This window comes from Rhizobium sp. 0TCS1.26, from assembly GCF_050455525.1.
In the GTDB taxonomy this organism is placed as follows: Bacteria; Pseudomonadota; Alphaproteobacteria; order Rhizobiales; family Rhizobiaceae; genus Neorhizobium.
Genome location: NZ_JBCIYV010000003.1, coordinates 723,681 through 738,912, shown reverse-complemented (window position 1 = coordinate 738,912; position 15,232 = coordinate 723,681). Strand labels below are relative to the sequence as shown.

Annotated in this window: 12 protein-coding genes; 6 read left to right on the top strand and 6 right to left on the bottom strand. The window is 64.1% G+C overall.

Annotated features, from left to right (window positions below):
- Positions 1-12 precede the first annotated feature (12 nt).
- Entirely contained in the window at positions 13-1,125 is a 1,113-nt protein-coding gene (gene dinB, locus AAIH46_RS17430; RefSeq protein ID WP_430307275.1) for a DNA polymerase IV, read from the top strand.
- 37 nt (positions 1,126-1,162) lie between these two features.
- On the opposite strand, the gene AAIH46_RS17425 is transcribed toward dinB, so the two are convergent.
- Together AAIH46_RS17425 and katG are read right to left on the bottom strand one after the other, a co-directional pair.
- Complete coding sequence (locus AAIH46_RS17425; RefSeq protein ID WP_430307274.1) at positions 1,163-2,158, bottom strand: MDR family oxidoreductase; 996 nt, start codon at positions 2,156-2,158, stop codon at positions 1,163-1,165.
- A gap of 200 nt (positions 2,159-2,358) precedes the next feature.
- On the bottom strand, positions 2,359-4,575 hold the full coding sequence (katG, locus tag AAIH46_RS17420; RefSeq protein WP_430307273.1) for a catalase/peroxidase HPI: 2,217 nt from the start codon (positions 4,573-4,575) through the stop codon (positions 2,359-2,361).
- A 182-nt stretch (positions 4,576-4,757) separates the two neighbouring features.
- Between katG and AAIH46_RS17415 the strand changes: the two genes are divergently transcribed.
- From AAIH46_RS17415 to AAIH46_RS17400, 4 genes are all read left to right on the top strand, one after another.
- Positions 4,758-5,681 carry a LysR substrate-binding domain-containing protein gene (locus AAIH46_RS17415; RefSeq protein WP_430307272.1) on the top strand — a complete coding sequence of 308 codons (924 nt, stop codon included), beginning with the start codon at positions 4,758-4,760 and terminating at the stop codon, positions 5,679-5,681.
- A 206-nt stretch (positions 5,682-5,887) separates the two neighbouring features.
- Positions 5,888-8,092: a putative bifunctional diguanylate cyclase/phosphodiesterase gene (locus AAIH46_RS17410; protein ID WP_430307271.1), complete on the top strand. Its 2,205-nt coding sequence runs from the start codon at positions 5,888-5,890 to the stop codon at positions 8,090-8,092.
- Positions 8,093-8,210: 118 nt separating this feature from the next.
- The gene (locus AAIH46_RS17405) at positions 8,211-9,077 is read left to right on the top strand and encodes an amino acid ABC transporter substrate-binding protein (RefSeq protein WP_430307270.1); all 867 of its coding nucleotides are present in this window, start codon (positions 8,211-8,213) and stop codon (positions 9,075-9,077) included.
- Positions 9,078-9,132: 55 nt separating this feature from the next.
- The gene (locus tag AAIH46_RS17400) at positions 9,133-10,002 is read left to right on the top strand and encodes an amino acid ABC transporter substrate-binding protein (RefSeq protein WP_430307269.1); all 870 of its coding nucleotides are present in this window, start codon (positions 9,133-9,135) and stop codon (positions 10,000-10,002) included.
- Between the two features lie 51 nt (positions 10,003-10,053).
- On the opposite strand, the gene AAIH46_RS17395 is transcribed toward AAIH46_RS17400, so the two are convergent.
- From AAIH46_RS17395 to AAIH46_RS17385, 3 genes are all read right to left on the bottom strand, one after another.
- Positions 10,054-10,584, bottom strand: a complete 531-nt coding sequence (locus tag AAIH46_RS17395; RefSeq protein ID WP_430307268.1) for a DUF992 domain-containing protein — start codon at positions 10,582-10,584, stop codon at positions 10,054-10,056.
- A 155-nt stretch (positions 10,585-10,739) separates the two neighbouring features.
- The gene (locus AAIH46_RS17390; protein ID WP_430307267.1) at positions 10,740-11,375 is read right to left on the bottom strand and encodes a nucleoside/nucleotide kinase family protein; all 636 of its coding nucleotides are present in this window, start codon (positions 11,373-11,375) and stop codon (positions 10,740-10,742) included.
- Positions 11,376-11,457: 82 nt separating this feature from the next.
- Positions 11,458-13,020: a gamma-glutamyltransferase family protein gene (locus AAIH46_RS17385; protein ID WP_430307355.1), complete on the bottom strand. Its 1,563-nt coding sequence runs from the start codon at positions 13,018-13,020 to the stop codon at positions 11,458-11,460.
- A 234-nt stretch (positions 13,021-13,254) separates the two neighbouring features.
- Here AAIH46_RS17385 and AAIH46_RS17380 point away from each other — a divergent pair, with 234 nt between their 5' ends.
- Positions 13,255-14,493: an amidohydrolase family protein gene (locus tag AAIH46_RS17380; protein ID WP_430307266.1), complete on the top strand. Its 1,239-nt coding sequence runs from the start codon at positions 13,255-13,257 to the stop codon at positions 14,491-14,493.
- 13 nt (positions 14,494-14,506) lie between these two features.
- Here AAIH46_RS17380 and AAIH46_RS17375 read toward each other — a convergent pair whose 3' ends face one another.
- Positions 14,507-15,118, bottom strand: a complete 612-nt coding sequence (locus tag AAIH46_RS17375) for a TetR/AcrR family transcriptional regulator (RefSeq protein ID WP_430307265.1) — start codon at positions 15,116-15,118, stop codon at positions 14,507-14,509.
- Positions 15,119-15,232 lie beyond the last annotated feature (114 nt).

Below are 15,232 nucleotides of genomic sequence, written 5' to 3'. Positions count from 1 at the left end.
GCAGCCGCTCCCATGACGAATGACGCGCAGACGCCGACCACAGACGTAGGCGGCGGCCGGCAGAGAAAGATCATCCATGTCGATATGGATGCCTTCTATGCATCCGTCGAGCAGCGCGATGATCCGAGCCTTCGCGGCCGGCCTGTCGCCGTCGGCGGCGGAGAGGCACGCGGCGTCGTCGCGGCAGCCAGCTACGAGGCACGCACGTTCGGCGTCCACTCTGCAATGGCCTCCGTCACCGCCAAGCGCCGCTGCCCCGACCTCATCTTCGTGCGGCCGCGCTTTTCCGTCTACAAGGAGATATCCGAACAGATCAGGGCGATCTTTGCAGAATACACGCCGCTGATCGAGCCGCTGTCGCTGGACGAGGCCTATCTCGACGTGACGGCGAACCTGAAAGGCATGGAGTTCGCCACCGAGATCGCCGAGGAAATCCGCGCCAAGATCAAGGCCGAGACCGGCCTCACCGCCTCGGCTGGCGTCTCCTACAACAAGTTCCTCGCCAAGATGGCCAGCGACCAGCGCAAGCCGGATGGGCTGTTCGTCATCACGCCGCGAAACGGCCCGGCTTTCGTCGAGGCCCTGCCGGTCAAGAAATTCCACGGTGTCGGTCCGGCGACCGCCGAAAAGATGAAGCGTCACGGGATCGAGACCGGCCTCGACCTGAAGTCGAAGCCGCTTGCCTTTCTGAGCCAACATTTCGGCAAGGCCGGACCCTATTTCTACGGCATCGCGCGGGCGATCGACGAACGGCAGGTCAGGCCCGACCGGGTGCGCAAATCGGTCGGTGCGGAAGACACGTTCGCCGAAGACATCCATGGTCTGGAGGAGGCTGTCGAGCGCATCGCACCGCTGATCGCCAAGATATGGGGCATTGCCGAGCAGAAGGCATTTCGCGGCCGGACGATCACCGTGAAGATCAAGTATGCCGACTTCCGCCAGGTAACCCGCAGCCGCTCGAGTGAACTGGCCTTCGCCGGTCCCGATGAAATCGCAGAGATCTGCCGGCGGATCCTCGAACAGGAATTTCCGGTGGAGAAAGGTGTCCGGCTGCTCGGCGTGACACTCTCCCACCTCACCGCGATCGAGCCCGGTGAGCCGCAGCAGTTCCGCCTCTTGCTATAGCCGGGACCTGACGCGGAATTGAGGAGACGGCGATCCGCTAGCTGCCGATCTCGATCACCACACGGCCGCGGATCCGTCCCTCGACGATCTCTTCGGCGACCCGCGGCAAGGCCGACATCGGCTCCACAACCATCAACTCTCGCAGGTGATCGTGATCCAGGTGCCGGCTCAGCATGTCCCAGGCTTTCAGACGTTTGGCGATCGGCGTCATCACAGAGTTGATGCCAAGCAGCGCCACGCCGCGCAGGATATGCGGCAGCACGGTTCCCGGCAGATCGGCTCCGCCTGCCAGTCCGCAGGCGGCAACGGCGCCACCGTAGACGGTCTGCGACAGAATGTTGGCTAGCGTTGTCGATCCGACCGAGTCGACCGCGCCGATCCACCGCTCCTTCTGCAGCGGCGGCCCTTTTTCGCTCAATGACGCACGATCGATGAAGCCTGCCGCACCGAGCTTGCGGAGATAGTTGTGCGTCTCAGGTCGGCCCGTCGACGCCGTAACATTGTATCCCTTGGCGGCCAGCAGGCTGATCGCGATCGAACCGACGCCTCCGGCGGCCCCCGTCACCAGGACCTCGCCACCCTCCGTGCCAGCCATGCCCCAGTCCTCGAGTGCATCGACGCAGAGGGCGGCGGTATAGCCGGCCGTGCCGATTGCCATGGCCTCCTCCAGGGAAAATGCCTCCGGCAGGGAGATCAGCCATTCCGGCTTGAGGCGCTGGAAGCGGCTGAAGCCGCCGGCCTCGGTTTCCGACAGACCCCATCCGTTGACCAGCACCTTGGTCCCCGGCTTCCAGGCATCGCTGCGGGATTCGACGACCGTGCCCGCAAGATCGATCCCCGCGATCATCGGCAGCGTCCGGGCAATCTTGCCCTTGCCGGTGATCGCAAGGCCATCCTTGTAGTTGACGGTCGAGTAGGCGACCTCGACCAGCACGTCGTTGTCCGGAAGATCGGAGAGCGTCAGGTCGCGAAATCGCCCCTGCGGTCGCCCCTCGACCATATCGATCACCATGGCCTGGAATGTCTGTGGCACCGTCTGATCTCCTCCATCATCTCGCGGTCGTGGCGCGCCGATGTGCGGCAGCCGCCAGCTGCATGATCGTCAATCCCGATGCATCCGTCCATGGCCGACCAACGAGATATAGACGGGCGCCTTTCCGGTGATGACGGACACGAAAAAGGCGGCCGGGTTAGCCGGCCGCCTTCGTTGGTTTTCAGTTACAGCAGATGGCCTTAAGCCAGCTCGAACCGGTCGGCGTTCATCACCTTGGTCCAGGCGGCAACGAAGTCGTCGACGAACTTCTTCTCGTTGTCCGACTGGGCGTAGACTTCCGCCAGGCCGCGCAGCTGCGAGTTCGAACCGAACACCAGGTCAACGCGGGTTGCCGACCACTTTACCGCACCGGTCTTGCGGTCGCGGGCCTCGAAGAGGTTCTCGGCCGGGGTGACAGGCGCCCATGCGGTGCCCATGTCGAGCAGGTTCACGAAGAAGTCGTTGGTGAGCTGGCCCGGGCGGCTGGTGAACACGCCGTGCTGCGTGCCGCCGTAGTTGCCGCCGAGAACGCGCAGGCCACCGACGAGGACGGTCATTTCCGGCGCGGTCAGGGTCAGCAGCTGCGCCTTGTCGATTAGCAGTTCCTCCGGCGAAATGGTGAACTCCGCCCTCTGGTAGTTGCGGAAACCATCGACGACCGGCTCCAGAACGTCGAAGGAATCGACATCCGTCTGCTCCTGGGTGGCATCCGTGCGGCCCGCCGTGAAGGGAACCTCGACCACGTGACCGGCGGCGCGAGCGGCACTTTCGACCGCAGCAGAACCGCCCAGCACGATCAGATCGGCAAGCGACACCTTCTTGCCACCGGCCTGCGCCGCGTTGAACGCAGACTGGATCTCTTCAAGCTTGGCCAAAACCCGGGCGAGCTGCTCCGGCTGGTTGGCCTGCCAGTCCTTCTGCGGCGCCAGGCGGATCCGTGCGCCGTTGGCACCGCCGCGTTTGTCGGAACCGCGGAAGGTCGAGGCCGAAGCCCAAGCCGTCTGCACGAGTTCGGCAGAGGTCAGACCGCTTGCCAGGATCTGCGCCTTGAGGTTGGCGATATCCTGCGCATCGATGAGCGAATGATCGACGGCCGGGATCGGGTCCTGCCAGATCAGATCTTCGGCCGGCACTTCCGCGCCGAGGTAGAGAACCTTCGGGCCCATGTCGCGGTGGGTCAGCTTGAACCAGGCGCGGGCGAAAGCGTCAGCAAACGCAGCCGGATCCTGATGGAAGCGGCGGGAGATGGCTTCGTAGGCGGGATCCATGCGCATCGCCATGTCGGCAGTGGACATCATGATCGGCACCTTCTTCGAAGGATCCTGGGCATCGGGTGCCATGTCCTTCTCGGCAAGGTTCCGCGCGTGCCACTGGAAAGCGCCGGCCGGGCTCTTGACGAGTTCCCACTCGTAGCCGAACAGCACGTCGAAATAGCCCATGTCCCAGGCGATCGGGTTCGACGTCCAGGCGCCTTCGAGGCCGCTGGTGATGGTGTCGGATCCCTTGCCGCTCTTGTAGGTGCTCATCCAGCCGAGGCCGAGTTCGGCAATGCCCGCACCTTCCGGCTCCGGACCGACATGGGCGGCGTCGCCCGCGCCATGCGTCTTGCCGAAGGTGTGACCGCCGGCAACCAGAGCGACGGTCTCCTCGTCGTTCATCGCCATGCGGGCAAAGGTGTCGCGGATGTCGCGCGCCGATGCCAGCGGGTCGGGATGGCCGTCGGGGCCTTCCGGGTTGACGTAGATCAGGCCCATCTGCACGGCAGCGAGCGGATTTTCGAGCTCACGATCACCGCTGTAGCGGCTGTGTTCCTTGTCGCTGGTCGCCAGCCATTCGCGCTCGGCACCCCAATAGATGTCCTCTTCCGGTTCCCAGACGTCGGCGCGGCCGCCGCCGAAACCGAAGGTCTTGAAGCCCATCGATTCGAGAGCGCAATTGCCGGCGAGGATCATCAGGTCGGCCCAGGACAGCGAGTTGCCGTACTTCTGCTTGATCGGCCACAGCAGGCGACGTGCCTTGTCGAGGTTGGCGTTATCCGGCCAGCTGTTGAGCGGAGCGAAACGCTGCGTACCCGAGGTCGCGCCACCGCGACCGTCCGCCGTGCGGTAGGTACCGGCGCTGTGCCACGCCATCCGGATGAAGAACGGCCCGTAGTGACCGTAGTCGGCCGGCCACCAATCCTGGCTGTCGGTCATCAGCGCCACGAGGTCCTGCTTGACGGCCGCAAGATCGAGACCCTCGAAGGCCTTGCCGTAGTTGAAGGCGGTGCCCATCGGGTTCGACAGCGCCGTGTTCTGGTGCAGGATGCGAAGGTTGAGCTGGTTGGGCCACCAGTCGCGGTTCGACCGCATCGAAACGCTCGTTGCCCCGTGAACGACCGGACATTTGCCGGCAGCACTCGTCTTGGTTACATCCATCTCAATCTCCAATGGTTGTCTTGATTGTCCGACCATCCATCACGCGGGTGACGGTCGTGTGAAACATTTCATCGCACCGGAGGCCCCCGCCCCGCAGTCGATCATCTTCATCAACCCAGCTATAGCAAAGCCCCATGATTAGTGTAAGCAGGATAAACTGATCGCCTTGATAGGCTGAGGTTATGAGAAACCTGACACTCCGGCAGCTCCGTTATTTCGAGGCGCTTGCCCGGCACCGGCACTTCGGCCGGGCAGCAGAGGCCTGCGCGATATCGCAGCCCGCGCTTTCCGTGCAGGTAAAAGAGCTCGAGGAAAGTCTTGGCGTGGACCTCCTGGAACGCGGCGCCCGACAAATCCGCCTCAGCCGCTTCGGCGAGGAGTTCGTCGGCCGGGTACGGGATATCCTCCGCTCGGTGGACGAACTGGAAGACCTGGCGCGCGCCTCGCGGCACCGTCTGCTGGGGCGCCTGCGCATCGGCGTCATTCCGACGATAGCGCCCTACCTGCTGCCAAGGATGATCGCCGACCTGATGGCCGAGCATCCGGGGCTCGACATCCACGTTCGCGAGACCGTGACGACCAGACTGATCGAGGAGCTCTCCGAGGGCAGGCTCGATACGGCAATCGTCGCGCTGCCGGTCTCCGAGCCGTCACTGATGGAAGTTCCGCTCTTCGAGGAACCCTTTCTGCTGGTCCGGCCGGTTGCCGATGCGGACAAGCCGGTGCCGAGCCGGGCAAAGCTGCGCGAGATGCGGCTGCTGCTGCTCGAGGAGGGTCACTGTTTTCGCGAGCAGGCTTTGTCCTTCTGCACTGCCGAGGCGGGCGTGTCCAAGCCGAGAGAATTGCTCGACGGCAGTTCGCTGTCGACCCTCGTCCAGATGGTCGGGGCGGGCATCGGCATCACGCTCATTCCGGAAATCGCCGTCTCCGTCGAAACACGGTCTGCCGCGGTGGCGACCGCGCGGTTCGACGATCCCCAGCCGTCACGGCGGATCGGCATGATCTGGCGGCGCACCAGCCCCATCGCCCGCCAGCTCGGCGAGATCGCAGATCTCGTGCGGACATCCGCCGCAACCCTGCAGGCGTCGGCGACACCTCATCCGTAGCGGGTGCGGCCAGGCCCTCACGCAGTTTCGCCAGAAGGGCTTTCGGGAACGCGTTTCGGTTGTAAACCTGCCACACCTCAATAAGCATTGTTAACTGTGGAACGGGTTTTTCCCGCCTTGGCACACTGTGTCAATTTTTTGTCAACGCGTTCTCCCTGACAATTCGCCCGCGAGCTTTCGAGTGTCGCAGGGGAAGGGTTTGGGCAATGCAGTCCAGGTTAAATGCCGACCGAACCAGACGCAGCGGCGCCTCGCTTCCGTGGCGCGGGTCGCTGTTCGGCAAGGTGACAGCCTTCCTGCTGGCAGCCGTTGCGCTCGCCTATGTGTCCGGCGCGGCAACGGGCTGGCTGATGATGGAGCGCAGCCAGCGCGAGGAGTGGCGCCGTCAGGCTGAGATGAATGCCCAGGTGGCAAGCTCGGCACTTCGGAGCATCTACACCTTCGTCACCGTCGACTTGGCCGGCAGCGGGCAGATCATGCGGATCATCTCGGATCGTATGATCGGCGACGACCAGTCGGTACTGGATACCGGCTTCATCCCCGCCGATGTCCTGGCGCTTGCCAGCATCCAGACGAAGAACGATGTCTGGCTGTTCCGTTATGAGGCAACCGACCAGACCTTCTACAGCATTGCCGAAAGCAGTGGCGCCGAACAGGATCTTCCGCTTCTCGATCCGGGGGCCGTGCGAAGCAACTCCCTCGGACGGATCTTCACCGGCTTCGCGACCATTGGCGACGAGGAGAGCTTCATTGCCTTCCTGCCGATCGAGACCACCGATGGCAAGCTTCTAGGCGCGGTCGCAGCGAGTATCGGCACCGCCGACCAGTTACTGGCGACGCGCAGCGCTTTCTATCGCAACTCGCTGATGCTGCTGGCGATCATCATGCTGGCCACCGGCGCGACGATCGTGCTCGTCATGCGCCACATCTTCCGGCCGGTGCCGGCGCTCATCGACGCGCTGAAGCGGATCGCCCGGGACGATACCGGCACCGTCACGCCGTTCAGGCGGCGCAAGGACGAGATCGGCCAGCTGGCCAGCGCCATCGAGACGCTGCGCGAGGCCGTCGTCGAGCGCGAACACCTGCGCAAGGTGCGTGAGACGGCCGCGCAGATGGAACATCTCGCCCATCACGACCCGTTGACCGGACTGCCGAACCGCAGCTACCTGCAAAAGGCACTGCTGTCCGCACTGGCGGAGATTGCCGCCGACGGCACGGCGCTCAACGTCATCCTGTTCGATCTCGACCGGTTCAAGCCGGTCAACGACACCTATGGCCATGCCGTCGGCGACCAGGTCCTGATCATGACCAGCGAACGCGTCCGTTCGCTGATCGGTGACGACGACGTGCTGGCACGTCTAGGCGGCGACGAGTTCGCCCTCATCCAGAGGCTTCCGGCCAACACCCGGGCTGGACAACGGCTGGCGCGACGGATCCTCGAAGCCGTGTCGCAACCTTACCGGATCGGAGACCTGACGCTGGAAATCGGCACCAGCATCGGCATCGCCTCGGCGCCGGTGCATGGCAACAACCCGGCCATTCTCCTCAACAATGCCGACCTTGCGCTCTATGCCTCCAAGGCCGCCGGTCGCGGCACCTACAGCGTCTTCCAGAAGGGCATGACGATGCCCAGTTCGGCGCGCGCGACGCTGGAGGCAGAACTGGTTCAGGCTCTGGCGCAGGAACAATTCGAAGTTCACTACCAGCCGATCATGGATCTGAGAAGCGGCGTCACCAGCGGCTACGAGGCGCTGGTTCGCTGGCGACACCCTGAGAAGGGGCTCGTTCCGCCAGGCCTGTTCATCTCCGTTGCCGAGGAGTGCGGCCTGATCGCCGAACTCGATCGATGGGTGATGAAGCGCGCCTGTATGACGGCAGCCAGGTGGGACAACGGCCAAACGGTCGCCGTCAACGTCTCGGCCATGGAGATGCGGCAGGAAGACCTGCCGCAGCGCATCCGCGCGGCGCTGGATGCCAGCGGCCTGCCCGCCCATCGCCTGGAGATCGAGCTGACCGAATCGCTGCTGCTCGACCATGCCCAGGCCTTGCCGACGATGAACGCGATCCGTGCGATGGGCGTCGGTATCGCCGTCGACGATTTCGGCACCGGCTATGCGACGCTCGCCTACCTGGCCGACCTCCCCTTCACGCGCATCAAGCTCGACCGGCGTTTCGTTTCGGCCATTGAGACCAGCAGCGACTGCCGCAGCATCGTCACGAGCACGATCAGTCTTGCACATCAGCTCGGGATGAAGACGACAGCCGAAGGCGTCGAAACAAGGGGCCAGGTCGAACTCCTCAAGGTCTTCGGCTGCCACTCTGCGCAGGGATATTATTTCGGACGACCGGAAATCATGCCGATCAGCACCAATCCAGTACTTTCCCAGGCGGCGGCTGCCGCTATCCGATAGCGAAGGATCGAATGCCATGCTTTGCCAGACACTTCGACTGCTTTATCGCTTGTCCCCAACCCTCCGGCACCGCGACCTCAGCAGGGCGTGGGGGTTCTGTCTCTCCCTCATCTTCCCGATGATGTTCAGCGCCGGCATCGCCAGCCCCTCCGCTGCCGACCAGCATCCGGACACCCTGAAAAAGATCCGCGAGAAGGGCGTCATCGTCATCGGCCACAGGCTGACCGAGGTTCCCTTTTCCTACGTCATCGACGGCAAGCCGGCCGGCTACTCCATCGAACTGTGCCATCGCATCGTCGATGGACTGAAGGCGAGCCTCAAAGTGCCGGAGATCGCCATCGAGTATGTTCCGGTGACCGCGGCCACCCGCTTCGTGCTGATCAAGGCCGGGAAGATCGACATGGAATGCGCCGCGACAACCAATAATGCCGAGCGCCGCAAACTTGCCGAGTTCACCTACCCGCACTTCATCACGGCGACACGTTTCGTCGCCAAGGCGAACGCGCATCTCGACAAGGTCGCCGATCTTGCCGGCCGAAGCGTCGCGGCAACCACCGGCACCATCAACCTCGAGCAGCTGAACGCCGTCAACCGGAGCCGCGGCCTCAACGTCTCGGTGCTTCTCAACAAGGGGCACAAGGAGGCCTTCGACATGGTCGAGAACGGCCGCGCCTCGGCATTCGTGATGGACGACATCCTGCTCGCGGGGCTGGTAGCGGCCGCCAGCGACCCGAGCGCCTTCACCATTTCCAGCGAGACGCTCAGTCCGCCCGAACCCTATGGGATCATGCTGCCGTCCGGCGACCTGGCCTTCAAGACCGAGGTCAACGCCATCCTGAAGCGCATCTACACAAACGGCGAAATCACCGCCATCTACGATCGCTGGTTCCAGTCGCCGGTGCCGCCGGATGGTTTCAACATGAAGCTGCCGATGTCCGACGAGCTGAAGTCCTTCATCCGGGAGCCGCGCGAATATGATCATTGAGCGTCTCTTAGCAAAACCATCCAGCAGCGGCGGCATCCGCCCGGCGATGCGCCTGATGCTTCTACTGCTCCTCGGAGCGATTGCCGGCGCTGACAGTGCCGGCGCACAGGCACCGACCTCGACGATCGACCGGATCCGGGAAACCGGCGTGATGCGCGTCGGCTACGGCACCACTGCGCCGTTCTCCTTCAAAGAGCCCGACGGCAGCATCGCCGGCTACTCGATCGATCTCTGCAACGAGCTCGCCCGCGAAATCGCCGGCCCGATCGGAGTCGGCACGGTGCGCGTCGAATACGTGCCGCGAACGCCGGCCAACCGCATCCAGCTTCTCAACGATGGCGACATCGACATCGAATGCAACGCCAGCACCAGTTCGCCGGATCGCCGCAAGGTGGCCTCGTTCGCGCCGCCGCACTTTATCGCCCAGACCCACTTCGTGACGCTGAAGAAATCCGGCATCCACACGATCGACGATCTGCGCGGCAAGACGGTGAGTGTCGTGCTGGGCACCGTCAATGTCGGGCAGATCCTGCAGTTTTCGCGCGACAAGAAGCTGGGGCTCGCAGCCGTACCGGTGGCGGATGTCCAGGCTGCCTTCGATCTCGTCGAGGACGGCAGCGTATCGGCCTTCGCCATGGATGACGTGCTTCTGAGGAGCATGGCGATCCGTACCGGCAACCCGGATGACTACGTCATCTCGGACGAACCCCTGGGGGATCCGGCGCCTTACGGTTTCATGACGCGCATCAACGACCCGGCCTTTGCCACGCTGGTCGCCGACAGCCTCGTTCGCATCTACAGGGGAGCGAAGATGATGGAGATCTATGACAAGTGGTTCATGCGGCCCATTCGTGGCGGGCGCTACAGCCTCGACCTTCCGATGTCGGACGACCTGAAGGCGGCAATGGGCATTTCCGCACGCTAGAAGTAGCGGCGACGGCTGCACCCTTCGCTTGGAAGGATGCAGCCGTGGTGCTCAGCCTTCCGGCGTCAGGGTAACCGAGGTACCGGTTGCCGCGACGTTGAGGCCCAGCTGGCCGGTGACGCTGACTGTCTGCAGGTGGATCGAGCCCGAGGTTCCGCCGACCAGGATGTTGGTGCCGACACCGGCGCCGACGGTCGCTTCAACGGAGGCGCCCTGGTAGAGGCCACCGAGCGAGCCCTGGTGATAGCCTGCAGTCGGTGCAAACACAGCCCAGATCAGCCGGCTGCGGGTGGTGAAGCCAAGATCGACGCCCATCTTGCGCACGACGCCCGAGTAACGATCTAGCGGCTCACCGCCCATCGTCGAGGTGAAGACGCATTCGGCTTCCTTGGCCGAGCCAAGCACGTAGCCGACGCCACCGCCGACCGAGCAATCCAGATAGCCGATCCGGACGCCGCCGCGCTGATCCGATTCAGCATATCTGGGTGCGCGGTCGCGCGAAACGAGATCTGCGGAAATAGCAGCGCCAGCGCTGGTCATGACAGGCAGTGCACAAACTGCTGCTGCGAGAATCCTGTTCATCGAAAAACTCCTTTGATGCTGTCGCTGCCTGAAGGCGGCGGTTGTCCAAGCCCGCAGCGACGTGTTCATTAACGCGCATGGCAAAAAAATGATCCATGACTTTCGACTCCGGGGCAAAAGCTGCCTGTTTTCCCTGTCACGCAGAGGCCGGAAGATCAGTTCCGGATCCGCAGATCGGGCTCGGCGCTGCCCTCCATGATCGCCATTCCATTCGGCAGGTCGTTGCCGTCCAGCTTGTGGCGGATGTCCTCCTCGGAAAGCCCGAAGCCGTCCCAGCGGGCGCGCAGACGGCGGCGCAGATCCTCCACGTCCACCTCGACCAGCACTGTCATGTCGAAGATCGGCTTCAACCGGTCCCACGGCGCCTGACGCATCAGCAGGTAATTGCCCTCGCAGACGATGATGCCCGTCTCCCGGCGGATCAGCCGCCCACCGGCTCGGGCAATCTCGATCGCCCGATCGAACACCGGCACCGCCACGACATCGTCGCGATTGTCCTTCAGCCGTTCGAGCATGTGGCGCAGGCCGTGAGCGTCGAAGGTATCGATCGCGCCCTTGTGCGACAGCCGACCCATCTCGGTCAGAACCGCGTCGTCGAAGTGGAACCCGTCCATCGGAAACACGGCGGCAAGCCCGGGCCGCTCGCAGTTGATTTCCTCGACAACCGCGTCGGCAAGCGTCGACTTGCCGGATCCGGGCGGGCCGGCGATCCCCATCATCAGTCGATCGCCGTGATAGCGGTTCAAGAGACTACTCGCGAGCGTCCGCGCATTCCGATCAAGTTCTGCCACGATGCCATCCAATTCGATTGTCCGCGCCCGGATCATCTGGGGTTCGGAACGTTTCCCTGCAAGGCAGAGCCGCCGTCACAGATCAAGCGCCAAGCCGATCTGCAGGCGCCCGAGCCGGCAACGCCACGCCCTCACCGCGCGGATCATGGGCGCCGCTCAGGCTCCCGTCGTCCTCTATGCGGATAACGCCGGCCTGGCCGAAGAGCGGCGACAGAGCCGGCAGCTCGACAACCGAGTGCCCTCGTCTTTCCAGTTCCTGCTGGGTCCCGCAGCCCATCGAGGCTTCGAGCTTCAAACTGTCGCGCGCGTCGGAAAACGTCTTGCCGAGCAGGAAACGCGGCTCGGCCAGCGCCTGCTCCGGCGTCATCTGCCCGTCGATCAGCGCTGTCAGGACCACCGCAAGCGTCTGCGGCTGGCCGTCGGCGCCCTGCGTTCCGTAGAGGAGATGCGGCCGATCCTGCTTCAGCGCTATGCCGGGATTGAGCGTGTAGAACGGACGCTTGCCCGGAGCCGCCACATTGGGATGTCCCGAACGAGTGGAGAAGGCGGCGCCGCGGTTCTGCCAGAGGATCCCCGTATCGCCGATCACCGTACCGCTTCCCCAGTCGAAGTAGGTGCTTTGCAGCACGCTGGCTGAGCGACCGTCGCGGTCGGTCACGGCGAAGAACACCGTATCGCCGTGCCGATGGGCGTGCGGCCATGGCATTGCGGCGTGCATGTCGATCCGGCCGGCGCGCTCCGCCAGGTGGTCGGGCTCGAGCCGTTCGGAATAGTCGATGTCGCTGCCGTCCGGATCGGCGATGGTATCCCGATCGAGAAACGCCTGCTTCACCGCCTCGACCAGCAGATGGATCCGATCCGTGCGGCCGCCGGGCATGTTCTTGAGGTCGAAATTCTGGAGGATGCCAAGGATCGACAGGGTCGACAGTCCTTGCGTGGGCGGTGGCGGTGCCAGCAGCGTAAGGCCGCGATACACGATCGACAGCGGCATTTCCTCGCGTGTGGCGGTCGCGGCGAGATCGGCAAGTCTGAGTGGCGAGCCTGCATCGGCAAGACCCTCCGCAATACGGCGAGCGAGGGGACCGTCGTAGAATGAGCGCAGCCCGTCCGCCTGCATCTGGCGCAACACCGAGGCAAGCTCCGGCTGGCAGAAAGGGCCTGACTTCCGCCGATGATCGAAGACATCGGAAAAACCGCGCCAGGCATCAATCTCCGACGCACGAAACTCCAGCCAGAAGGTCTGCGACCGCGTCGGACGATAGCCGTTCTCGGCAAGATCGATCGCCGTGCGCAGAAGGTCACGGATATCAAATGACTGCGACCAGTGTCTCGCCGCGTAGCGCAGCGCATGGTCCCAGCTGTCGACGGCGCATGCGGTGGTGAGGGTCGAGCCGGCGCCCCGCAGCGGGATCGGCGATGAGAGATCGGGCAGCCGGGTCGCTGCCTGACCGATACCAAGCAGCGAGGCACGTCGTCCCTCGCGGTCCGCTACCAGCCAAACGGCATCGCCGCCAAGCCCGCAGAAATGCGGCATGACGACGGTCAGGGTCGCGGCGGTCGCCACTGCCGCTTCGATCGCATTGCCACCCTTCTTCAGGACGTCGACGCCGGCCTGCGTCGCCAGCGGATGTGGACTGGTGACCATTCCGGCTGCTGCGTCGAGCGGACGAGGAGAGATGTGCATGCGAAAAGGCTTTCGTTGATTTCGGCGACGGTCATCGGCCGTCCGGCGGTCCATGCGGTTGTGCGCGACATCCGGCGGGCTGCCAAGCACGGATCGAAGCTCGCGCGTCAGGCGACGCAAAACTTGTGCTTCCGCAATCGGCGGCGAGCGGGTTACAGAAGAAGCGGCCCCTCGTTCTGTCCAGCGGATCCCTGCATGTCGATCACCCCGCTCTTCGATGTCATTCTCAGCCATGCCCGCCTGTGGCCCGAGACGATCTTGCGTGATATCGGCATATACGATGGACGCATCGCCGGTCTGGCGCCTCCCGGCTCGCTCACCGCCCGCGACAGCCACGATCTCGGCGGACGGGTCGTCGTGCCGGGTCTCGTCGACACCCATGTGCATCTGGACAAGGCATGCCTCATATGCCGCTGTCTCGATGCTGGTGGCGGCCTGAAGGGGGCTATCGCCGCCGTATCGCAGTTGAAGCGAGAATTCACCGTCGAGGACGTGTATCAGCGCGGCGCCCGCGTGCTGGAAATGGCGATAGCCAAGGGGACGATGCACATGCGCACGCATGTGGAGGTGGATCAGCGGGCCGGCCTGCGCAGCTTCGAGGCAATCCGGCAGTTGAAGCGCGATTATGCCTTCGCGCTCGACCTGTCGATCTGCGTCTTTCCGCAGGAAGGCCTCACCAACGATCCGGGCACGGAGGCGCTTCTGGAACAGGCGCTGGCGGACGGCGCAGATCTGCTGGGCGGATGCCCTTATACGGATAGCGATCCGTCGGCGCAGATGGAGCGGCTGTTTGCGATGGCCAAGGCCCACGATGTCGATCTCGACTTCCATCTCGATTTCGATCTCAGTCCGGATGGCTCACATCTGGAAGAGATCTGCCGCCGCACGATCCGACAGGGCTATGGCGGCCGGGTCGCCGTCGGCCATGCGACCAAGCTTGCGGCGATGGACACAGCGGGCTTCGAGAGAAATGCTGCACTGCTACGCGATGCGGGCGTGGCGGTGACCGCCCTGCCCTCCACCGACCTCTACCTCAACGGCCGAGATCAGGGGTTCCGTGCGGTTCGTGGCGTGGCACCGGTGCACCTGCTGGCCGAGCGCGGCATCACCGCCTCGATCGCAACGAACAACGTCCTCAATCCGTTCACGCCCTTCGGTGATGCTTCGCTGCTCAGGATGGCCAATCTCTACGCCAACATCATGCATCTCGGCCCAACGGATTTCTGGATGTGCATGGATCTGGTGACGAGGCTTCCGGCACGGCTGATGAGACTTTCGAATTACGGCCTGGACATCGGCGCCTCGGCCGATCTCGTGGTGCTCGATGCCACGGATCCGATCGAGGCGTTCGGCGGGCTCGCCGAGCCGCTGGCCGGCTTCAAGCGCGGGATCAAGACCTTCGAACGTACGGCGGCGCGCCTCATCCGGCCGTGAGCGCTCGCTGCGACTATGCCCGCGTCCGCAGGCCGTCCATCAGCAGCCCGATGAGGCGGTGGGCGCGCGGCTTCCAGTCGGGAAGGTCCGACATCGAATATATACCGGACAGGGCGTGCAAGAGGTCGGTGGTGTCCATGTCGCTGCGAATGAGGCCTTCAGCGGAGGCCTTGGCGCGCAGCCCCTCCATCGCTTCGCGGATCCGCGACGTCCCTTCGGTAAACAGGTCGGAATTGGCGCTCATCAGCGCCTTCAGGCTTTCGGCCATGCCGCGCTTGGCGGCGATGTAGAGGACGAAGCGGGCCATCCACTCCTCAAGCGCCACGTCCGCCGGGCGCGTGGCGGCAAGATGTTCGGCCGCCGCCGCCAAGCTCTCCAACTCACGCCGATAGACGGCCTCCACCAGATGCTCGCGCGTCGGAAAGTGCCGGTAGAGCGTGCCGATACCGACACCCGACTGCCGCGCGATATCCTCCAGCGAGGCGTTCGTGCCTTGCGCGGGGAACACCTTCGCCGCAGTTGCCATCAGCTTCTCACGGTTGCGCAGTGCATCGGCGCGCGGCGCCTTGACTTGACCGCCATGCGTGACAGGCTTGCGCTCCGAGCCGGGTTGGTCTGACGACAATAAATGTTCCGGTCACGGTTGAGGGACTTGACGCACGCGTCGCAGTCCCTAGGTTAATCGGAGGCGCCTCCGTTTGTTGAGGCGCTCTGTCCGCTTTTAATGCATGCGGCAGCG